The sequence below is a fragment of the Limnohabitans sp. 2KL-51 genome (genome assembly GCF_003063645.1).
Taxonomy (GTDB): domain Bacteria; phylum Pseudomonadota; class Gammaproteobacteria; order Burkholderiales; family Burkholderiaceae_C; genus Limnohabitans_A.
In genome coordinates, this window is sequence record NZ_NESJ01000002.1 from 192705 (window position 1) to 212262 (window position 19558).

Sequence of the window (19558 nt, forward strand, 5' to 3'; positions counted from 1 at the left end):
TTGACCCCGACAGTCACACAGCCAAAACCGCATGAACACCCTCATTCCGTTTTTCAATGCCCGCATCGCCCCTGACGGCGGCAGTTTTGATGCCTGGAAATCTCAGAACCTGCTCGACTCGCTGGAGCAAGGCGGCCTGCAATGGCCCAGCTCATGCCGATCGGGCACTTGCCGCACCTGCATGGGGCAGTTGGTCTCTGGGCAGGTGCATTACGATATGGCGTGGCCTGGCCTCACATCCGAAGAAAAAGCCGAGGGCTGCGTGCTACCTTGCGTGGCGCGCCCCCTGAGCGATGTGGTGCTGCAAGATCCCTTTGCTTAACTTATCGATCCGGTCCCTTGAAGTCTTGAACAACTTTCGAGAGATGTCCTTTTTTGTAGGAGCCACCCTGTAGGCGATGGGCGTGGAACACGCCTTGCAAGCCATCGCCCACGGGGTGGGCTCCTACAAAGACAACAATATCTACATGCTCAGCACCAACAAGTGTCATTCAAAATTCATTGGGCCGGATCAATAGGTACCCGCGTGCGTCAGGCCTCGTCCAGACCCAATTCATGGATTTTTCGGGTGATGGTGTTGCGTCCAATGCCAAGTTTTTGCGCCGCCTCGATGCGGCGGCCGCGCGTGGTTGCCAGCGCCGCCTGAATCAGACTGGTTTCAAAACGTCGGGTGAGCGCGTCCCACACATCGGTGCTGCCTGATTTGAGCAGTGCCAGGGCCTCTTGTTCCAGGCCAGGCTCCCAGCCCATAACCGCCGTGTTGACCACGTGGGTGTCAAAATTTGTCGTCAAGTTCTGGGCACGCAAGGACAGGTCATCACCGTTAATGTGGCCTGGCTCTGACAGGCCAAGTGGGGACTCGACCAAGCCCCCTACCCCGCCAAAAGACAAGGCCGTCAACGCAGCAACCGCTGCCCCGCGCGTGGACCCCAGCACTTCGGGCGGCAGGTCCTTGACTTCAATCACCTGCGTCGGTGCCATCACCGTGAGCCAATGGCAAATGTTTTCCAGCTGGCGCACATTGCCAGGAAACTGGAAGTGACTCAGACGCTCCAGCGCAGCATCGTCCATGCGTTTGGGCTCTACGCCGAGTTGCTGAGCACTGCGCTGCAAGAAGTAACGCGCCAGCACAGGCACGTCTTCGCGCCGCTCGCGCAGTGCGGGCAGGCGCAGGCGAATCACGTTCAGGCGGTGGTACAAGTCTTCGCGGAACACGCCTTCCTTGACGCGCTGCTCCAGGTCCTGGTGGGTGGCGGCGATCACGCGCACATTGGCCTTGACGGCGCTGTGCCCGCCCACGCGGTAAAAGTTGCCATCCGAGAGCACGCGCAGCAAACGCGTCTGCAGATCAAAAGGCATGTCACCAATTTCGTCCAGAAACAAGGTTCCACCATCAGCCTGTTCAAAGCGGCCCCGGCGCGAAGCTTGTGCGCCCGTGAAGGCGCCGCGCTCATGGCCAAAGAGTTCGCTCTCGAGCAGGTCTTTGGGGATGGCAGCCGTGTTGATGGCCACAAAAGGCTGGTTGGCGCGTGGTGAATGTTTGTGCAACGCGTGCGCCACCAGCTCCTTGCCCGACCCCGACTCGCCCGTGATCAGCACCGTGACATGGCTTTGTGCCAAACGACCAATGCCGCGAAACACATCCTGCATGGCCGGGGCTTGGCCTAGCATTTCGGGTGCGTCGGCCATTTTTTCTTCGGCCACATCTTCGCGTTGGCTCTCACCGACCGCGCGGCGGATCAGCTCCACTGCCTTGGGCAAATCAAAGGGCTTGGGCAGGTACTCAAAGGCCCCGCTTTGAAAGGCTGACACGGCGCTGTCCAGATCGGAAAAGGCCGTCATGATGATGACCGGCAAACCGGGCATGCGTTGCTTGATGGCCGTGAGCAAATCCAACCCCGAACCGCCGGGCATGCGGATATCGCTGACGAGCACCTGAGGACCGTCGCTCTCGCCTTCGGCCTCCAGCGCCTTCATCACCTCGCGCGGATTGGTGAAGCTGCGGGTCGGCAGCCCTTCGCGCAGCAGTGCTTTTTCGAGCACAAAGCGAATGGATTGGTCATCGTCTACGATCCAGATCGGCTTCATCAAAGTGGCACTTTCTGTGGTCAAACTGGTGTGCTTCAAGGCAGAGGAATCAGGATCTTGAAGTCCGTACGGCCCGGCTCGCTGTCACACTCGATCAGGCCATGGTGTTGCTGCACAAAGGTTTGCGCCAATGTCAGCCCCAGGCCTGAACCGCCTTCGCGCCCCGAAATCAACGGGAAGAAAATGCGGTCCTTGATCGAGTCTGGAACACCAGGCCCGTTGTCCATCACATGCAATTCCAATGCCAGGCGATAACGCTGCTTTCCAAACGTGACTTGCCTCAAGATCCGGGTCTTGAGCATGATCTGCGCATCGCCCTGCGACACGCGCTCTTGCAGGGCCTGAGCTGCGTTGTGCGCGATGTTGAGCACCGCCTGGATGAGCTGCTCGCGGTCGCCGCGAAACTCGGGGATCGAGATGTCGTAGTCGCGCACCACCTTGAGGCCCCGGGGGAACTCGGCCAGGATCAGGGCACGCACCCGCTCGCACACCTCGTGGATGTTCACATCGCCCACCACATGCGGCCTGCGGTGCGGCGCCAGCAAGCGGTCCACCAGGGTTTGCAGGCGATCGGCCTCACGGATGATGACCTGGGTGTATTCAGTCAGATCCTTGTCGTCGAGCTCCATCTCCAGCAACTGGGCCGAGCCGCGGATGCCGCCCAGCGGGTTCTTGATCTCATGCGCCAGATTGCGAATCAACTCTTTGTTGGCTTGGGCCTGGTCGAACAGCCGCTCTTCGCGCTCTTGCCGCGTTTGCTGCTCCACCGGCAGCAACTCCACGATCACCTCGTCGGGCAAATCGGTCAGCGCCACGATCACGTGCACGGGCAAAGGCTCGTCGTGGTGCAGTCGGCGCAGTTGGGCTTCGTAGCGCAGCGCGGCAAACTCGTTGGACTGCGCTCCGGACAAAGCCATGATCAGGGGCTGCGGGTCGACAAAATAGTCGGGCAAATGCGTGTCATGCAGCGTGCGCCGGGACAAGCCCAAAGCATCTTCGAGCGCGGCGTTGACAAAGCGCACACGGCCTTGGCCCTGCATCACGGCCACGGGCGTGGCCAGCAGGTCAAAGGCCTGGAATCGATTGGGTTTGCTCATGGTGTGCGCCGGCTGGTCTGAACAGTGCGGCGCACCAGCTCTCGTTGCAAGCTGTCGATGTCGCGTTCGGTCCGTTCAATGGCCGCCTTCATCTCGGCCACACGGTCCAGGTATTTCTGGTGGTGACGGGTTTCGGTGGCCCATTTCTCAGGCTCGCCGTGGTTGTAGCTTTGCACCAACTGCGCCAGCTGTGCACGGGCCTTGTCCAGCTCCTGCGTCAAGATGGTGCGCGCTTGCGCATCGCGCTCGCTCTGCTGCACATCCGGGGTGCGGGCAGGCACTGCGAGCGTCAGGGGCTGACCAGGGGAGGAAGTTTCAGCGGCAACGGGATCAGGCTTGGTGCTGCGGGTTGGCACGGAAGCAGGAGCCGCAGCAAGGGAAGGTGCGGGGCGGGTGCCGTTGATCACGGTAATGGCCTGTTGGGCCAAGGGTTCGCACAACCCAGGCTCACGCGGGGCATTGGTGTACTCCTGGCCGCAGCGGTAAACCGCTTGCTGGGCTTGTGCGGCCATACCTGCGCTGAGCAAAAGAAAAAAAAGGACGGCCGAAGCCGTCCTTTCAGGGATTGCACGGGTGGGTGCAATGCCGTACATGTTCGCTTACAGCGAGTAGTACATGTCGTACTCAACCGGCGACACTTCGACGCGGCTGCGGTTGACTTCTTGCATCTTCAATTCGATATAAGCGTCGATCCACGAGTCGGTGAACACGCCGCCCTTGGTCAAGAAAGCGCGGTCAGCATTCAGACAGTCCAAAGCCTGGTCGAGGCTGGAGCAAACTGTTGGCACCAACTTGTCTTCTTCCGGCGGCAAGTGGTACAGGTCTTTGGTTGCGGCTTCGCCGGGATGGATCTTGTTTTCGATACCGTCCAAGCCCGCCATCAACAAGGCCGCGAAGCCGAGATAGGGGTTGCACAATGGATCTGGGAAGCGGGCTTCCACACGGCGGCCCTTGTCGCTGGCGACGTTGGGGATGCGGATCGAAGCCGAGCGGTTTTTGGCCGAGTAAGCCAATTTCACGGGCGCTTCGTAATGAGGAACCAAACGCTTGTAGCTGTTGGTGCCGGGGTTGGTGATCGCATTCAGGGCACGGGCGTGCTTGATGATGCCGCCGATGTAAAACAAAGCGAATTCAGACAAACCAGCATAGCCATTGCCTGCAAACAGGTTCTTGCCGTCTTTCCAGATGGACTGATGCACGTGCATGCCGGAGCCGTTGTCGCCAGCGTAGGGCTTGGGCATGAAGGTGGCGGTTTTTCCGTACGCGTTGGCCACGTTGTGGATCACGTACTTTTGCAGCAATGTCCAGTCGGCGCGCTCGACCAAGGTCGAAAAACGTGTACCGATTTCGCATTGACCAGCGCCAGCCACTTCGTGGTGATGCACTTCGACCGGGATGCCCACGGATTCGAGGATCAGCGACATCTCACTGCGCATGTCGTGTGTGCTGTCGACGGGAGGCACCGGGAAGTAGCCACCTTTGACGCGGTTGCGGTGACCGCTGTTACCGCCTTCGATTTTGGTACCGCTGTTCCAAGGGGCTTCGCCTTCGTCGATGGCGTAGAAAGTGTTGTTCGGCTCTGTGCTCCAACGTACTTCGTCAAACAAGAAGAATTCTGGCTCGGGACCGAAATAGGCGGTGTCGCCCAGGCCCGATTGCTTGAGGTATGTCTCAGCGCGCTTGGCGATCGAACGCGGGTCACGCTCGTAAGCCTTGCCGTCGGTCGGCTCGATCACGTCGCAAATCATGACCAAGGTGACTTCTTCGAAAAAGGGGTCAATGATGGCGCTATTGGGATCGGGGATCAACAGCATGTCCGAAGCTTCAATGCCTTTCCAGCCAGCAATGGAAGAACCGTCAAAAGCTTGACCGTCTTCGAACTTGCTTTCGTCAAACTGCGACACGGGCGCAGTGATGTGCTGCCATTTGCCACGGGTATCGGTGAATCGGAAGTCAACAAACTTGACTTCGTTCTCTTTCACCATCTTCATCACGTCTGCGACGGTCTTGGCCATCAAATTCTCCTGAATGGAAAGGGGTTAAAAAGCTTGCTCACAGGTCTTGCAGTTTCTGTGCCAACCAGGCCATGACCACGCCACCGAACAGCCTGTGATTGTGCCCTGAGCAGCCCAGAGTGGGCCTTGGCTCTGCACAAAAAAAGAAGCTGTCGTGGTCATCACCCAAAATGTAGCGCCTCTTGGCTGAAACCTGAGGGAGAAGGACTGGACTTGCGGGCCTATTCGTCATCTTGAAACGCACCACCATGGTGCAATTTTGCATTATTTTGGTGCAATCGAGCTTAACGCACCAATTCGGGGCCATATTCGAGTGTGAAAGCCTTTAGACCTTCCCGCAAGCTGAAGTATGCCGCATCCGCGTTGACGGGTTCGCCTTTAACGCCCAGTTCAATGTGACGGCCCCATTGCGGGTGGTCCACACTGGGAAGACTGAACACCTTCACGCCCGGGTGCGCAGCCTCGATGGTCTCCATGAGTGGGGTCAAGGTGGCTTCCATTGCGCCCAAAACGATCACCGACTTCTCAACATAAGCGTGTTGGCGGAAATAGGCGCTGAACTGGGTGTCCAGCACCGACGCGATCATGGGCCAGGCCATGACAGGAAAGCCCGGCACAAAGTGCACTGCCCCGCCACCCAGGCCACGACAACTGAAGCCGGGAATCTTGTTGTACGGATTGAGAATGATGTCTGCGCCCGCTGGAAAGGCGCCCATGTTCAGGCGGTGAATATTGTCTGGCCGGTCTGGCTCGTAAGCCACGCCCTGTTCTTTGGCGGTGTCTTGCATGCGCTCTTGAATCAAGCGCTTGGCCTCGGTGTGCAAGACCAGCTGCACACCCATCGCTTTGCCCGCGCATTGGCGGGTGTGGTCGTCCGGCGTGGCGCCGATGCCGCCGCAGCTGAACACCACGTCGGCCGACTCCAAAGCACGCTTCAAGGTAGCCGTGATGCGCTCAGGCGAGTCACCCACGTACTCGACCCAACTCAAGCTCAGGCCGCGCTCATTCATCAGTTCGATGACTTTGGGCATGTGCTTGTCCTGGCGCTTACCAGACATGATTTCGTCGCCAATGATGATCAGGCCAAAGGTGGGGGTCATGGAAAAACTCATGGGTTAAAGTTAAAAGAACCGCCCGGCATCAGGGCTTGAGGCGCGGCACAACATCGGTGATGCCATCGATCGGACCTGGCTCGTCGCCACCCAAGCGGGCCGTGGCATGAGGCGCAACGTCCGCCACTGCAGGCGCAGCGGGCAAGACCTCGTCCACGGCCGCTTGCCGGGGCTCGTCCCGCAGGGCATGCAGGGCGGCCAGGCCGAAATGCGCGAACCACAGCGACGAAAAGGCGAATACCAGGGTGTAAATCCAGATGGCCACAGGCACCAAAATCACAAAGGCCGCTGCAAACAAGGCCCCCGAGGCCCAAACCATGCTGGGCGCAGCGCCCATGAGACCAGTGACCACGCCCATGCCCAAAAAGCTCATGCGGTGGCGTGCCATGAGGGTGTGGCGCTCCTCGGCGCTGGCAAATTCCGCCAGCACGTCAAACGCCATAACGCGGTAGGTCAGCCAGCCCCAGATGAAGGCGGGCAGCACCAAGGCCAGTGGCGGCACCAACCACATGGGCAAGGTCAGCAGCAGCGCCCCCAGCGCCAGCACCAGCGAGAAGAAGGTCCACCACAAACTCAAGAGCAAACTGCCGCCGTGCTTGCGCTGCAAACCGGCAAAACGCCGCTCGGCCACCATGCGCGTGAGAGACGGGGTCATCATGAACGACACCGCCAGCAAGGACGCCACCACCACCAAGGGCGTGAAAGCAAAGATCACGAGCAACGGGGCCACCACGGTGTTGAGGTTGCCCAATCCAACGCCTTCGAACCAGCGCCAGACTGTGTCCAGCCAGGCGCTGGCATCGAGCCAGCCACGCACAAAGGTGACGGCCGTGTCCCAATACAAATACCCCAGCAACCAGGACAGACCCACGATCAGCACCAAGGGCAACACCGACAAGCCTATGACCCGGGGGTACAGGCAATACAAGGCCGCGCGCCAAAAGGAATCGATCAGGAGTTTCATGCGGGAAAGCTTAACTCAAGCCCGCCCGAACAAGCGCATAACCCCCAACCACTGCTGCGCCCAAAAGCCCTGGCCGTAATCGCGGCCTTTTTCTATCTGGTCGCGTATGCCGGTCGGGTCGTAGCGCAGGGTGAAATCGGCGGTGCCAAACAGCATGTCCCACCACGGCAAGAGCACGCCGTAGTTGCAGCCGCCCAGGCGCCGCTGGCCTTGGCGCTCGGTCTCGTGGCCAATGCCGATGCTGTGGTGCCGGCGGTGAAAACGCGGGCTGACCCACAGCCGTTCGCCGACGCGGCCAAACCAGATGCGCACATTGGCGTGCTGGAAGTTTTCACTCAACTGACCCAGCGCCACCAGGGCCACAAACTGCCCCGGCCCCACCCCGACCAGTACAGCCACCACCGACAGGGCCAAACTGGTCAGCACATCGTCAAGAAGGTGGTTGCGGTTGTCAGACCACATGGTCATCTGGCGCTGCGAGTGGTGCAGGCTATGCAGTGCCCACCAACGCGGCAGTTGGTGCTGACCCCGGTGAATGCAGTAGTTGACAAAATCAAACACCACCAGGTAAATCAAAAAGCTGACCCAGGCCAAATCACTGACACCGGGCCAGAACTGGTCGAGGTGCCAAGTGGGTGCGCCCAAGCCGCGCAAGCTGCCCCAAGCTTGCTCAAAGAGCCAGTCGAAAGAAAAGAACATGGCCAGCTTGAACAAGCCCAGGCGTTGGATCAGGGTGTAGATCACGTCCACACGCACGGCGCGGGTGTCTTGCACAGGCTCTGCCGGCCAGCGCCGCTGCATGGGGCCGAGCACCGTGAGCAAGACCGCGATTTGCAGCAGACCCACCACAAGCCAACCTGTCCCTTCGTAGGCTTTGTCCAACAAATGGGCCAAGCCTAGGGCAAAGACCAGATGCTGCACCAAGGCTTCGAACAGGCTTTGTTGCATCCAAGAAAAGGCGTCGATGAAGGTGTCCATGGCGGGTCAGGGTCGCAAAGCGGGCTGGGTCACGGTAGGAGGCTTGGGCTGCGTCAACTGCAGGGGCTGCTGGCGGACCCAGTCGCGGTATTGGGGGTGCTCGCGCAAGGTGGCAAAGCACAGGCCACGGGCCTTGAGGCCCACAATCAAAGGCTCCAGCACGGACGGGGCCCACGGGTCTTGGCGCGACCAGATGCCCAAGTGGGCCATCAGGATGTCGCCAGGCCGGATGTTCTTCAGGGCTTTTTGCAGCAAATAGGCGTTGCTGTAGCGCTCGCTGGGCAGCTCGTCGCCCAAAAAGCCCGCATCCGCCCAACCCACATGGGCAAAACCACATTGCCGGGCCGCTTGCAGTAGACGAGACGAGGTTTTTCCACCGGGTGCACGAAACAACGGCAAAGGCGTTTGCCCGGTCAGGGCTTGCAACCGGCTGGCGGCTAGGTGCAGGTTGTCGCAATACTGAGGGGCACTCCAAAGCAAGTTTTGCCCGGTATGCTGGCCCGCACTGGGGCGTATGCGAAAGCGCACATCACCCGGGCCATCCAGGTCGGCGCGCCAATAGGCGTGGTCCCAGGTGTGCGAGGCAAAGGCATGACCTTCGGCCCCCCGTGCACGCCACCAGTCGGCCCAGTGATCACCCAGGGAGCCATCGCCTTGCTGGGTCTTTTCATGCGCCGCAAAAAAAGTGACCGGCACATTGTGGCGCTGCAACACTTGGGCAATCAGCGGTGCTGTACCCATGTGGCCAGTGTCGAAAGTCAGGTAAACCGGGCGGGTGCAGGTTGCAGGCTCAGCTGAAGTTTGGGCCAAAACCTGTGCTGGGCCTGCCAGGACGCACAGGGCCAGCCAGGCGAATGGGCCACTCTTGGATGGATGGGCCTCAGTTGCGCGGCGCATGGTCCAGGGTCCAGACCCCGTGGGGCGACTTGCCTACCGGCACTTGCCTGACCAGTTTGCGCGAGGCAATGTCGATCACGCTCAATTTGCGCGACCAACGTGAGGCCACCAAAATCAGCTGGCCATCTGCGGTGATGTCCATGCAGTCTGGACCTGAAGGACCGGGCAATTGCGCCACCACTTTCCAGTCGATGAAATCAATCTGACTGATGGAGTTGGCCACACGGTTACTCACAAACACATGGCGTTTGTCGCCCTGCGCGCGAAAGGCATGTGCCCCTTTGCCCGTGGGTATGTTCTTGAACAATTTGGGCTTGGGCCCTGAGATGTCGTAGACCTCTACCCCATCGCCACCGGTCAGTCCTACCAAAAGGTATTTGTCGTCGGGCGTGCCGTACACATCGGCGGGCACCGCACCGACGGGGGTGCGCGTGCTGAGGGTTTGGGTACTCAGGTCAATCGAGACGATCTCGTTGCTGTCCTGCATCGAGGCCCAAACGGTCTTGCTTCGGCTGTCGATCCACAGATGGCTGGGCGTTTTGCCGGTGGCAATGCGTTTGGACAAATGCGCGTTTTGGCCATCCCAACGGTAAATATCCACATGGTTCAAACGGTTGGCGGCTGTGACGAACCACTTCATGTCTGGCGAAAAACGCAGGTGGTAAGGGTCAAGAATGCCGGTCACCGTACGCTGCACTTGCGCGGTGCGCGGGTCGATGAAGGTGAGGGAATCGCTCATGGCATTGGCCACAATGAGCGATTTTTCATCCGGCGTCAAATACAAATGGTGGGGCTCTTTGCCCGTCGGGATGCGTTGTTTTTCGGTCCAGGTGACCGGATCGATCACACTTACGTTGCCGTCGAGCGAATTGAGAACAAAAACGGGGGCGGGCTGCTTGGCCAGCACAGTGCCGGCAAGTGTTACAGCTAAAAAAAGTACCAAAATTCTGGAAAATGCACAAAAACGGATCACTTGGGGGCTTTCTAAATCGCACTCAAGTGTAACGGCCCACCCTCAGGATTTCAGATGCAGACGCACTGCTTTCAAAAAATTAAGATTTGCGGCATTGGGCTAGAAACCCTGAGCATCGCCCCACCCGCCGGCGCCGATGGTCCGACCCTGGTTTTTTTACACGAAGGTCTGGGCAGCGTGCGCATGTGGCGCGACTGGCCGAGCCGGCTGTGCGCGCAACTGGGCTGCGCGGGTCTGGTGTATTCGCGCCAGGGTTACGGGCAGTCCGACCCCGTGCCCGATGTGCGTGGCCCCTCTGGCCAGACGGATGGACGTCGGCATGGGCGCTTGCTGCCCGACTACATGCACCGCGAAGCGTTTGAGGTTTTGCCTGCCTTGTTGCAGGCCTTGGGCATCGAACGGCCCGTATTGCTTGGACACTCGGACGGAGGCACCATTGCCTTGCTGCACGCCAGCCGTTGGGAGGTGCGTGGCTGCATCGTCATCGCCCCCCACATCATGGTGGAGCCCATCTCCCTGCAGGCCATCGACCAAGCCCGCCAAGCTTTTGAGCAAGGCGTATTGCGCGAGCGGCTGGCCGCTTACCACGCCGATGTAGACTGCGCTTTTTGGCAATGGAACGAGGTGTGGTTGAGTCCGGCTTTCGCCAGTTTTGACATCCGTGTCGACTTGCCCGGCATCCGCGCCCCTCTGCTGGCCATCCAGGGCGTGGACGACCCCTACGGCACCTTGGCACAAATCGAGGACATCGCCCAAGCTGTGCCGCACACCTGTTTGCTCACACTGCCCGCCTGCGGTCATTCACCCCACCGAGATCAATCCGAGACCGTGGTCAAGGCTGTGGCAGATTTCATGTCCAGCCTGGCGAGTCCCCGGACCTGAAGGCACCGAACAGCGAATACCGACGCATTTATCGGGTTCGATGTCTTCGCGTAGTTCGGGCCTTTACGGTCCGACAGCCAACTTTTCGCGAAGCGACATTTCAGGGCTTAAGCGCCACCAAATCCGATGGCGTCAAAAAGCGCCATTGACCGGGGGCCAAGTCGGCCAGCACCAAACCGCCGATTTGCGAGCGGTGCAAACCCTCCACCCGGTTGCCCACGGCCGCCACCATGCGCTTGACCTGGTGGTATTTGCCCTCGGTCAGGGTGAGTTTCAGGTGCAGCTCGCTCACCGCCTCGCAGGCGGCGGCCTTGACCGGCTGGGGGTCGTCGTCCAGCACCACGCCGGCCAGCAGCTTCGCCACTATGTCTGGCGTGATCGGGTGCTTGGTGGTCACTTCGTAGACCTTGGGCACATGGTGCTTGGGTGAGCTCATCTTGTGGATGAACTGGCCGTCATCGGTCAGCAGAAGCAAACCGGTGGTGTCCTGGTCGAGTCGACCCACCGCCTGCACACCTTGCACCGCCGCTTTTTGCGGGCGCTGGCGCAAAGGCGCGGGCAGCAAGGTGTAGATGCTGGGCCAGGTGGAGGGTTTTTGCGAGCACTCGGTGCCCGCGGGCTTGTGCAGCAGCACGTAAGCTTTGTCCAGGTAGGGCCAATCGGTGCCTTGCACCGTGAAGTGCAGGCCCTCTAGGTCGAAAAATTCACCCGCGTCGGTGACGGTTTGGCCCTGAACTTGCACATGGCCTTGCTGGACCAGGCCTGCGCACACGCGGCGGGTGCCAAAGCCCTGGCTGAACAAGATGTCTTCCAGGCGCATGGGTTTGAGAGGTTTGGCTTTCATGGGGCATGATTGTCGCCTCGAAAACGACCCCATCGCTTGCAGGAGACCCAGCCCATGAGTGCTGCCCTTGAAACGCTCGACCGCATGAACACCGCCCTGGCCCAAAGCCAAAACGGCCAGCTGCCACAAAGCGAGATGATCCGCCTGTGGCGCACACAAGCGGCCTCGTTGGCGCTGCCCGCACGTTTTGACGAGGTGTTGCAACCCTTGCTCGACCGCATCGAGGCCAGCGTCTTGTTCAGCGAAGAAAGCTGCTCGTTCAGCCAAAAGGATTTGCTCGCCAACCTGCAGATATGGGCCGACAAAGCGCGCCTGCGGCTGTCCAGCCCAAGCGCCGCGCAGACCTAAAGCGCGGGAGCGAAGTCCTGAGATGGGGCAGTGTGCAGCGCCAGCCAACGCTCGATGTGCGCTGCGTCGTGCACCAGACGCAGCTCGTCAAAGGCCTGCTGCGCTTCGGGGTAGACCCGGCGCATGTAGTTGAGCCACTGCTTGAGCCGCCCCGCCCGGTGCCGCGTGGCCACACGCGCGCTCACGCCCAGCCAGAACACCTGCATCAACACCAACAAGGTGGACCACGGCACACCCTGCCCCGGCGCGCGCCCTTGCCCTGTGGCCAACTGGTGCGCAATGGCCAGCGCAAGCCCCGGGTCGGTGACCATGCCGCGCCCGATCATCAGGCGGTCGCAGCCCGTCACCTCGCGGCAACGCAGCGCGTCGGCCACTGTCCAGATTTCACCGTTGGCCACGATGGGCAAGCGCACATGCTGGCGCAAGTCGGCAATGCGGTCCCAATAAGCGGGCGGGCGGTAGCCGTGCGCCTTGGTGCGCGCGTGCACCACCAGCTCGCTGGCCCCGGCCGCCTCGATGGCCAAGGCGCAGTCCTCGGCGCGGCTGTCGTCGTTGTAACCCAGGCGCATCTTGGCCGAGACCGGGATGTGCGCAGGCACCGCACGGCGCACCGCCGCCACGATCTGCCCCACCAGCTCGGGCTCTTCCAGCAGCACGGCGCCGCCCCGATGCTGGTTCACGGTTTTGGCAGGGCAACCGAAGTTCAGGTCAATGCCATGCGGCTGCAACTCGGCCAGAGTCGCCGCGTTGTCGGCCAGGCACACCGGGTCTGAGCCCAGCAGCTGCACCTTGACCGGCACGCCCGCCATCGTGCGGCTGCGGTTGAGCAACTCGGGGGCCACCCGAATGAAAGCGCGTCGTGGCAAGACCGTGTTGGTCACGCGGATGAATTCGGACACGCACTCGTGCACCCCACCCACGCGCGTGAGCACATCGCGCAGGGTGTGGTCGAGCAGCCCCTCCATGGGGGCCAGCATGATGTGCATGGGAAGACTGAAAGTCGGCTGTATGTTCAGCCGAGCTTGCGCTTAAGACGCACTTCTTCCACCTTCACACCGCCCAAGGGCACGGTGCGGGCGGTGTTCATCTCGCGCTTGAAGCCGGCCAGATCGTGAAAGCGCAAGGTGCGCTCGTGCAACAGCGGCAACCAGACGGTCACTTCGGTGCAGTCCTCGTCTTCCAGGCCTTCACGGGCGGCGTCCCACAAGGCCAGGCCAACGCCTTGGCCTATGCGGTCCGGCGCAGCATAGATGGCCCAGATTTCACCGGTGGTGTTTTTGCTCTTGGGGTCGCGCGAGCGGTCAAAGCCCACAAAGCCCACGATCTCACGGTCGGCCACCGCCACCATGACTTGCGGCTCGCCGTATTCAATGGCCTCTCTCCAGAATGACACGCGTTTGGGCATGGGCGTGGCGTCCCAATGGGTATCGGGCACTTGGCCAGCGTAGGCGGCGCGGCAGGCGTTCACATGCAAAGCAGCCACAGCAGGGGCATCTTGGAGGGTGGCGAATCGGACTTGGATATCGGACATGGCTTGAACAGATGAGGGGAAAACAACACACTGGAGCCACAGGGCTTTCAGCGCAAAACCCGACATTGTCGCCGCATCGGTTATCTTCAATTGATGAGGACGTTTTCAAGCAGTCAGACTTTCACCGCGCCAAGGTCACCCGCCCACCTGGATCACCCGCCCCCCACCCGTGTGCGCCAGCCCAGCGATTGGTGGATCAAAGGCCTGTTCAGAAGCCTGTTTTGGGCCGCAGCCGCCTTGTGTGCAGGCCCCTTGAGCGCCCAAGCCCAGGCCCCCAAGCGTTTTGCCGACGACATGGCCGAGCGCACCCGCGCCTGCACCGCCTGCCATGGCGATCAAGGCCGCGCCGGGCCCGATGGTTATTACCCCCGTCTGGCGGGCAAACCGGCGGGTTACCTGCACAACCAGCTGCGCAATTTCGCCCAAGGCCGCCGCCACTATGACCTGATGGCCCGCCTGGTCGACCCTTTGACCGACGCCTATTTAGGCGAGATGGCTCAGTACTTTGCCAACTTGCAGTTGCCCTACCCCACACCCACCGCGAACAACGCCATCACGCCCGAGCGCCTGGCCAAAGGCCAGCAACTGGTGACACAAGGCGACGCCGCACGCGGCCTGCCCGCCTGCACCCAGTGCCACGGCGTGCGCCTGACGGGCGTGCAGCCCAACGTGCCGGGGCTGCTGGGCTTGCCGCTGGACTACCTGAACGCGCAACTGGGCGCTTGGCAAACCGCCCAGCGCCGCGCCCACGCCCCCGACTGCATGGCCGAAATTGTCCAACGCATGCCCGCGCAAGACCTGATCGCCGTGTCCAGTTGGTTGGCGCGCCAGCCGCTGCCGGCCGACACCCGGCCTGCCGAACGCGCCCCTGCAGGGCCTGCACTGTCTGAAGCCTTGCGCTGCGGCAGCGCACCCGAGTTGTCGGCCACCGCCGCCAAGCCAATGAACGGGGGCAAACCATGAAGCGCCCATGGCAAGGCATGCACCCGGTCAAACGCCTGGGCTGGGTCACACTGATCAGCTTGGCTGTGCTGGCCATCGGGGTGGTGTGGGACAACTGGGGCGACCTGTTGCTGCACACCCCAACCACGGCCACCCAAATCACGACCACCGAAACAGCGCAGACCCAACAGGCCAGCGCAGACCAGATCGAACAAGGCCGCTACCTGGCCCTGGCAGGTAACTGCATGGCCTGCCACACCACCCGGGGCGGCACACCTCTTGCGGGCGGGCGGCGCATCGACACGCCCTTTGGCGGCGTGTACAGCAGCAACCTCACGCCCGACCCGGCCACAGGCTTGGGGCAATGGACTGCGCAAGACTTCTGGCAAGCCCTGCACCGTGGCCGCTCCAAAGACGCTCGCTTGCTGGCCCCGGCGTTCCCCTACAACCACACCAGCGTCATCACGCGCCAGGACAGCGATGCGATATTTTCGTGGCTGAACACCCTACCCCCGGTGGTTCAGGCCCAGCCAGCCCACACCCTGGTCTGGCCCGTGGGCACGCAGCCCGCACTGGCCGTGTGGCGCAGCCTGTTTTTTGAACCCAGCCCGTTTCAAGCCGACAAGTCGCAAAGCGCTGAATGGAACCGGGGCGCTTACCTGGTGCAAGGCCTGGGCCACTGCGCCGCATGCCACAGCCCACGCAACGCGCTGGGCGCCAGCGGCGCGGTCAACGACTTGTCGGGCGGCCTCATGCCGGTGGTCAACTGGTACGCCCCCGACCTGACGCGCGAGGCCGAATCGGGGCTGGCCAGCACGCCTGTGACTGAGATCGTGCGCCTGCTGCGCACCGGCGGCTCGGCCACAGCGCAAACCAGCGGCCCCATGGGCGAAGTGGTGCAACACAGCCTGCAGCACCTGAAACCAGCTGACCTGCAGGCCATGGCGCTGTACCTGCAGTCACGCGCCCAAAGCACACCCCAGCCCGCACCAACGACGACCAAACCCAGCCGCATCAGCTTGCAGGTGGCCACACAGGGCGCCAAAGTCTACGAACGTCAATGCCTGCAATGCCACGGCGAACATGGCGAAGGCATCCCAACCGCATCGGGCGAGGTGGCCTACCCCGCCCTGGCGGGCAACCGCGCTGTACTGCTGAACGACCCCACCAACCTGGTGCAACTGGTGCTGTACGGCGGCTACGGCCCTGCCACCCTAGGCCACCCACGCCCCTTTGGCATGCCGCCTGCGGTGCTGGACCTGCAAGACCGCGACATCGCGGCTGTTCTCACGCATCTGCGCACCCGCTGGGGTAACCAAGCCAGTGAAGTCACGCCCCTGCAGGTCAACCGGATCCGGGCAGCGCAAGGGCAATGAGCCCCTGATCAGCGCAACACCTCCACGCGCCAAACGCCCTCGCTGATCAATTTGGCATAAGGCCCGGGAATGTCGGCGCGCCATTGGCCCTGGCGCACCGTGCTGGTGTATTGACAAATGGTCTGCTGCTGCGCATCCACGATTTTCCAGCCCACCTGCTGACCCTCGGGCAAGGCCGATTCGGCGCCAATGCTGCTGCTCGACAGGTTGCAGCCCACATGAAATTCCTGCCCCATGTCCTGCGCTTCGTGCGGCGGAAAATCCTGCCCCTGCATGAATCCAAACACCGGGTCGTGCGAAAGCAGGCTCTGGCGCACCGTGGGCCAAATGTGCATGCGCAGAAAATGCTGGTCCACCACCCGCTGGCCCAAATACTGGCCTTGCGCCACAAAATCCACCATCTGCTGACGCATGTTTTTGAACACCCCGCCGCAGCCCCCCCACATGCCCGCCAACAGCAGTTCGGTGTGCGAAAAATAATCGCGCATCAAATGGAAAAACCGGTCACTTTGGAGCCAGGCCTCGATGGCCGCCACCTCGCGCCTTGAAATCAGCGAATCGGCATCCCGGATCAAGAACCGGTCCACGCTGTCGTCTTCCAGCACCAAAAAGCGCCACATCAAACCGCTCAACGCCTGCCGATCGGCAGCCGACACCTCCAGCACCTGCGCGCCCAGAGACCGCAATGAGTCTCTTACCGCAAGCGGCACCGTGTCGTCCACATAAAAGCGGCACGTCCATTGGGGCAACAATTGCTGCGCCACCATAACGTTCAGCTTGGCGGTTTCACAGTAACGCGGTTGGTCGCCAAACAGGCTGAAGGCGATCACCTGGCGGCGCGCATCGGTGTTGGGTGCAGGCAGGTTCGCGGGCAAAGGCTGGGCCGCGTGCGACTGGGTTTTTTGATCTTTGAGCGTCAGGCTGTGCAGCCCATGCTGACGCACCTCGGCCATGCGGCCCAGATGTCCGCAGGTCTCGGTCAGACCGTCCCACAGGTTCACGTCTTGCGGCCCCAACTCGCAGGCTTGCAGGTAAATGTCGCGCGCCTTTTCCCGGTCCCCCAAGCGCAAATGGCAAAGCGCCGCATCACCCAAAATTTGAGGATGACGAGGCACGATGCGGCGAGCTTGCTCGTTCACCGCCAGTGCGGCGGCAAAGTCGCCTTGCGCTGACAACTGCACAAAGCGCTGGCCCAACTCGGTCAAACGCTGGTTCAGGGCCTGCACCTGAGCGGCTGATTGGGGCTGCGCTTTGCGGTGATTCGTTTTTCTCATGCCTTAAGAACCCAAAAAATTCATCCAAAGAATTCTTGAGCATACCCAATCAAGCCCAATGCCCCCAACACCTGCCCTCTCCGGTCGCCCTGCTGTCATCTTCGCTACTGTTGGCCCGCCCTCGGCTTTGCGCATTCGGGGCGAAGCCCCTAACATCCCCGTCATGAAACACCACCAATACATCCTCACCGGCGCTTCGCGAGGCATGGGCTTAGGCCTCGCTGAACAACTGCTGCAAGCGGGCAACCGCCTGCTGTGCATCTCACGCAACGCCAACCCCGACCTGGCCGCCACCGCCCAAAAAGCCGGGGTGCCACTCACCCAATGGACGCACGACTTGGCCGACGGCGTGGGCGCCAGCGAACGCCTCAAGGCTTGGCTGCAAACCCTCAACCCCGGCGAACTGGCCAGCATCAGCCTGATCAACAACGCCGGCACCATCCCGCCCATCTTGCCGCTGGGCCAATCGCACCCGGCCGATCTGGCCCAAGCACTGCGCGTGGGCCTGGAAGCGCCCATGGCCCTGTGCGCTGCATTTTTGGGTGCCACCGCGTCCTGGACATTGCCCCGCAAAGTGCTCAACATCTCTTCCGGCCTGGGCCGCTATCCCATGGCCTCGCAGGCCGGCTATTGCGCAGCCAAGGCGGGCATGGACCATTTCACGCGCTGCATGGCCCTGGACGAGGCCCTGCAAACCCACGGGGCCAAAGTCTGCTCGCTCGCACCCGGCGTCATCGACACCGACATGCAGGTGCAAATGCGCGGCGCAGCGGGCGAAGCGTTTCCGGACCAATCCAAGTTTTTACAACTCAAGGCGCAAGGCCAACTCAGTTCGCCCGCCCAAGCCGCCGCCCAGGTGCTTGGCTACCTGGCTCGGCCCGACTTTGGTGACAAGCCCGTAGCAGACGTGCGGGACTGAGCGTTGGGCGTTAGTCCGCCTTGGACTTGTCAGGTCGCTGTAGCCATTGAGCCTGAAACTGCCCGGATTCAATCCTTTTGTTTTTGTCGTTTTTTCAATTCTGGAGACATTCCCATGAGCCGTGAAGTTGTTGTTGTCAGCGGTGTGCGCACCGCCATTGGTACCTTTGGCGGCAGCCTGAAGGACATTGCCCCCACCGAGCTGGCCGCTCAAGTCGTGCGCGAAGCCCTGTCACGCGCGGCCACTGACGGCAAGGACGTCGGTCACGTCGTGTTTGGTCATGTGGTCAACACCGAGCCCAAAGACATGTATTTGTCGCGCGTGGCGGCCATCAACGGCGGCTGTGGCGAAGCCACCCCCGCTTACAACGTGAACCGCCTCTGTGGCTCGGGCCTGCAGGCCATCGTGAACGCCAGCCAGTCCATCTTGCTGGGTGACTGCGACATCGCCATTGGCGGCGGCGCAGAAAACATGAGCCGCGCGCCTTACGCCAGCCTGGCCACCCGCTTTGGCGCACGCATGGGCGACACCAAGATGATCGACATGATGGTCGGTGCCCTGCACGACCCCTTCCACAACATCCACATGGGCGTGACCGCCGAGAACGTGGCCGCCCAATACGGCATCACCCGCGAAATGCAAGATGCGCTGGCCCTGGAAAGCCACAACCGCGCCGAGCGCGCCACTTTGGAAGGCCGCTTCAAAGACCAGATCATGCCGGTCATGCTCAAAAGCAAAAAAGGCGACGTAGCCTACGCCACCGACGAGCATTTCCGCCCAGGCTGCAAACTCGAAGACATGACCAAACTCAAGCCCGTTTTTGTGAAGGAAAACGGCACCGTGACCGCGGGCAATGCCTCGGGCATCAATGACGCGGCCGCTGCCGTGGTGCTGATGGAAGCTGGCGCGGCCAAAGCCCGTGGTGCCAAACCCATGGCCCGTCTGGTGGGCTATGCCCACACGGGGCTGGACCCCAAAATCATGGGCGTGGGTCCAATCTCAGCCACCCACGCCGTGCTCAAGAAAACAGGGCTGACCGTCAAGGACCTGGACGTGATCGAGGCTAACGAAGCCTTTGCCGCCCAGGCCTGCGCCGTCACCCGCGAGTTGGGCCTGGACCCGGCCAAAGTCAACCCCAACGGCTCAGGCATTTCCCTGGGTCACCCCATCGGCGCGACCGGCGCACTGATCACCGTAAAAGCCTTGTACGAGCTGCAGCGTGTGAACGGCCGCTATGCCCTGGTGACCATGTGCATCGGCGGCGGTCAGGGCATCGCGGCGATTTTTGAGCGCATGTGATGTTGCTGGGCTGACCCAA

At 61.6% G+C, this 19558-nt stretch carries 20 protein-coding genes; 7 read left to right on the forward strand and 13 right to left on the reverse strand.

Translation table 11 applies throughout. The features are described from left to right. Positions 1-31: 31 nt before the first annotated feature. On the forward strand, positions 32-322 hold the full coding sequence (locus tag B9Z49_RS02445) for a 2Fe-2S iron-sulfur cluster-binding protein (protein WP_108351857.1): 291 nt from the start codon (positions 32-34) through the stop codon (positions 320-322). A 209-nt stretch (positions 323-531) separates the two neighbouring features. Here B9Z49_RS02445 and ntrC read toward each other — a convergent pair whose 3' ends face one another. From ntrC to B9Z49_RS02495, 9 genes are all read right to left on the reverse strand, one after another. Next, entirely contained in the window at positions 532-2088 is a 1557-nt protein-coding gene (ntrC, locus tag B9Z49_RS02450) for a nitrogen regulation protein NR(I) (RefSeq protein WP_108351989.1), read from the reverse strand. 35 nt (positions 2089-2123) lie between these two features. Beyond that, positions 2124-3185 (reverse strand): nitrogen regulation protein NR(II), encoded by a 1062-nt coding sequence (gene glnL, locus B9Z49_RS02455; protein WP_108351858.1) that lies wholly within the window; start codon positions 3183-3185, stop codon positions 2124-2126. Then, positions 3182-3697: a hypothetical protein gene (locus B9Z49_RS02460; protein WP_108351859.1), complete on the reverse strand. Its 516-nt coding sequence runs from the start codon at positions 3695-3697 to the stop codon at positions 3182-3184. Before B9Z49_RS02460 ends, glnL begins: the two co-directional genes overlap by 4 nt. Before the next feature lie 87 nt (positions 3698-3784). Further along, a complete protein-coding gene (gene glnA, locus B9Z49_RS02465) occupies positions 3785-5200 on the reverse strand; it encodes a type I glutamate--ammonia ligase (RefSeq protein WP_108351860.1) in 1416 nt (471 codons plus the stop codon). 284 nt (positions 5201-5484) lie between these two features. Next, positions 5485-6300, reverse strand: coding sequence for a molybdopterin-binding protein (locus B9Z49_RS02475; protein WP_108351990.1), 816 nt, complete (start codon positions 6298-6300; stop codon positions 5485-5487). Positions 6301-6340: 40 nt separating this feature from the next. Next, positions 6341-7276 carry an EI24 domain-containing protein gene (locus B9Z49_RS02480; protein WP_108351862.1) on the reverse strand — a complete coding sequence of 312 codons (936 nt, stop codon included), beginning with the start codon at positions 7274-7276 and terminating at the stop codon, positions 6341-6343. A 15-nt stretch (positions 7277-7291) separates the two neighbouring features. Next, entirely contained in the window at positions 7292-8254 is a 963-nt protein-coding gene (locus B9Z49_RS02485) for a sterol desaturase family protein (protein ID WP_108351863.1), read from the reverse strand. 6 nt (positions 8255-8260) lie between these two features. Next, the gene (locus B9Z49_RS02490) at positions 8261-9151 is read right to left on the reverse strand and encodes a polysaccharide deacetylase family protein (protein WP_108351864.1); all 891 of its coding nucleotides are present in this window, start codon (positions 9149-9151) and stop codon (positions 8261-8263) included. Beyond that, entirely contained in the window at positions 9135-10058 is a 924-nt protein-coding gene (locus B9Z49_RS02495; protein WP_233254479.1) for a YncE family protein, read from the reverse strand. The genes B9Z49_RS02490 and B9Z49_RS02495 overlap by 17 nt, the downstream gene beginning before the upstream one ends. Before the next feature lie 120 nt (positions 10059-10178). Here B9Z49_RS02495 and B9Z49_RS02500 point away from each other — a divergent pair, with 120 nt between their 5' ends. Further along, positions 10179-11006 carry an alpha/beta fold hydrolase gene (locus B9Z49_RS02500; protein WP_108351866.1) on the forward strand — a complete coding sequence of 276 codons (828 nt, stop codon included), beginning with the start codon at positions 10179-10181 and terminating at the stop codon, positions 11004-11006. A 100-nt stretch (positions 11007-11106) separates the two neighbouring features. Here the strand turns inward: B9Z49_RS02500 and B9Z49_RS02505 are convergent, their stop codons facing one another. Next, the gene (locus tag B9Z49_RS02505; RefSeq protein WP_108351991.1) at positions 11107-11826 is read right to left on the reverse strand and encodes a 16S rRNA pseudouridine(516) synthase; all 720 of its coding nucleotides are present in this window, start codon (positions 11824-11826) and stop codon (positions 11107-11109) included. Between the two features lie 78 nt (positions 11827-11904). On the opposite strand from B9Z49_RS02505, the gene B9Z49_RS02510 reads away from it, so the two are divergent. Further along, positions 11905-12198, forward strand: a complete 294-nt coding sequence (locus B9Z49_RS02510; protein WP_108351867.1) for a hypothetical protein — start codon at positions 11905-11907, stop codon at positions 12196-12198. On the opposite strand, the gene B9Z49_RS02515 is transcribed toward B9Z49_RS02510, so the two are convergent. Further along, positions 12195-13184, reverse strand: coding sequence for a tRNA-dihydrouridine synthase (locus B9Z49_RS02515; RefSeq protein WP_108351868.1), 990 nt, complete (start codon positions 13182-13184; stop codon positions 12195-12197). The two genes, B9Z49_RS02510 and B9Z49_RS02515, sit on opposite strands and share 4 nt — an antisense overlap. A gap of 26 nt (positions 13185-13210) precedes the next feature. Further along, positions 13211-13729: a GNAT family N-acetyltransferase gene (locus B9Z49_RS02520; protein WP_108351992.1), complete on the reverse strand. Its 519-nt coding sequence runs from the start codon at positions 13727-13729 to the stop codon at positions 13211-13213. A 93-nt stretch (positions 13730-13822) separates the two neighbouring features. Between B9Z49_RS02520 and B9Z49_RS02525 the strand changes: the two genes are divergently transcribed. Both B9Z49_RS02525 and B9Z49_RS02530 read left to right on the forward strand, forming a co-directional pair. Next, positions 13823-14692: a cytochrome c gene (locus B9Z49_RS02525; RefSeq protein ID WP_369913321.1), complete on the forward strand. Its 870-nt coding sequence runs from the start codon at positions 13823-13825 to the stop codon at positions 14690-14692. Next, entirely contained in the window at positions 14689-16047 is a 1359-nt protein-coding gene (locus B9Z49_RS02530; protein WP_233254480.1) for a c-type cytochrome, read from the forward strand. The genes B9Z49_RS02525 and B9Z49_RS02530 overlap by 4 nt, the downstream gene beginning before the upstream one ends. 8 nt (positions 16048-16055) lie before the next feature. Here B9Z49_RS02530 and B9Z49_RS02535 read toward each other — a convergent pair whose 3' ends face one another. Continuing rightward, a complete protein-coding gene (locus B9Z49_RS02535) occupies positions 16056-17321 on the reverse strand; it encodes a tetratricopeptide repeat protein (protein WP_108351869.1) in 1266 nt (421 codons plus the stop codon). Positions 17322-17484: 163 nt separating this feature from the next. Between B9Z49_RS02535 and B9Z49_RS02540 the strand changes: the two genes are divergently transcribed. Further along, entirely contained in the window at positions 17485-18240 is a 756-nt protein-coding gene (locus tag B9Z49_RS02540; protein WP_108351870.1) for an SDR family NAD(P)-dependent oxidoreductase, read from the forward strand. A gap of 114 nt (positions 18241-18354) precedes the next feature. Continuing rightward, positions 18355-19539: a beta-ketothiolase BktB gene (gene bktB, locus B9Z49_RS02545; RefSeq protein WP_108351871.1), complete on the forward strand. Its 1185-nt coding sequence runs from the start codon at positions 18355-18357 to the stop codon at positions 19537-19539. Positions 19540-19558 lie beyond the last annotated feature (19 nt).

Excerpts from the sequence above, each read along its gene's own strand:
- B9Z49_RS02445 (WP_108351857.1), top strand. The coding sequence starts at position 32 with ATGAACACCCTCATTCCGTTTTTCAATGCCCGCATCGCCCCTGACGGC.
- ntrC (WP_108351989.1), bottom strand. The coding sequence starts at position 2,088 with ATGAAGCCGATCTGGATCGTAGACGATGACCAATCCATTCGCTTTGTG.
- glnL (WP_108351858.1), bottom strand. The coding sequence starts at position 3,185 with ATGAGCAAACCCAATCGATTCCAGGCCTTTGACCTGCTGGCCACGCCC.
- B9Z49_RS02460 (WP_108351859.1), bottom strand. The coding sequence starts at position 3,697 with ATGGCCGCACAAGCCCAGCAAGCGGTTTACCGCTGCGGCCAGGAGTAC.
- glnA (WP_108351860.1), bottom strand. The coding sequence starts at position 5,200 with ATGGCCAAGACCGTCGCAGACGTGATGAAGATGGTGAAAGAGAACGAA.
- B9Z49_RS02475 (WP_108351990.1), bottom strand. The coding sequence starts at position 6,300 with ATGACCCCCACCTTTGGCCTGATCATCATTGGCGACGAAATCATGTCT.
- B9Z49_RS02480 (WP_108351862.1), bottom strand. The coding sequence starts at position 7,276 with ATGAAACTCCTGATCGATTCCTTTTGGCGCGCGGCCTTGTATTGCCTG.
- B9Z49_RS02485 (WP_108351863.1), bottom strand. The coding sequence starts at position 8,254 with ATGGACACCTTCATCGACGCCTTTTCTTGGATGCAACAAAGCCTGTTC.
- B9Z49_RS02490 (WP_108351864.1), bottom strand. The coding sequence starts at position 9,151 with ATGCGCCGCGCAACTGAGGCCCATCCATCCAAGAGTGGCCCATTCGCC.
- B9Z49_RS02500 (WP_108351866.1), top strand. The coding sequence starts at position 10,179 with ATGCAGACGCACTGCTTTCAAAAAATTAAGATTTGCGGCATTGGGCTA.
- B9Z49_RS02505 (WP_108351991.1), bottom strand. The coding sequence starts at position 11,826 with ATGCGCCTGGAAGACATCTTGTTCAGCCAGGGCTTTGGCACCCGCCGC.
- B9Z49_RS02510 (WP_108351867.1), top strand. The coding sequence starts at position 11,905 with ATGAGTGCTGCCCTTGAAACGCTCGACCGCATGAACACCGCCCTGGCC.
- B9Z49_RS02515 (WP_108351868.1), bottom strand. The coding sequence starts at position 13,184 with ATGCACATCATGCTGGCCCCCATGGAGGGGCTGCTCGACCACACCCTG.
- B9Z49_RS02520 (WP_108351992.1), bottom strand. The coding sequence starts at position 13,729 with ATGTCCGATATCCAAGTCCGATTCGCCACCCTCCAAGATGCCCCTGCT.
- B9Z49_RS02525 (WP_369913321.1), top strand. The coding sequence starts at position 13,823 with ATGAGGACGTTTTCAAGCAGTCAGACTTTCACCGCGCCAAGGTCACCC.
- B9Z49_RS02530 (WP_233254480.1), top strand. The coding sequence starts at position 14,689 with ATGAAGCGCCCATGGCAAGGCATGCACCCGGTCAAACGCCTGGGCTGG.
- B9Z49_RS02535 (WP_108351869.1), bottom strand. The coding sequence starts at position 17,321 with ATGAGAAAAACGAATCACCGCAAAGCGCAGCCCCAATCAGCCGCTCAG.
- B9Z49_RS02540 (WP_108351870.1), top strand. The coding sequence starts at position 17,485 with ATGAAACACCACCAATACATCCTCACCGGCGCTTCGCGAGGCATGGGC.
- bktB (WP_108351871.1), top strand. The coding sequence starts at position 18,355 with ATGAGCCGTGAAGTTGTTGTTGTCAGCGGTGTGCGCACCGCCATTGGT.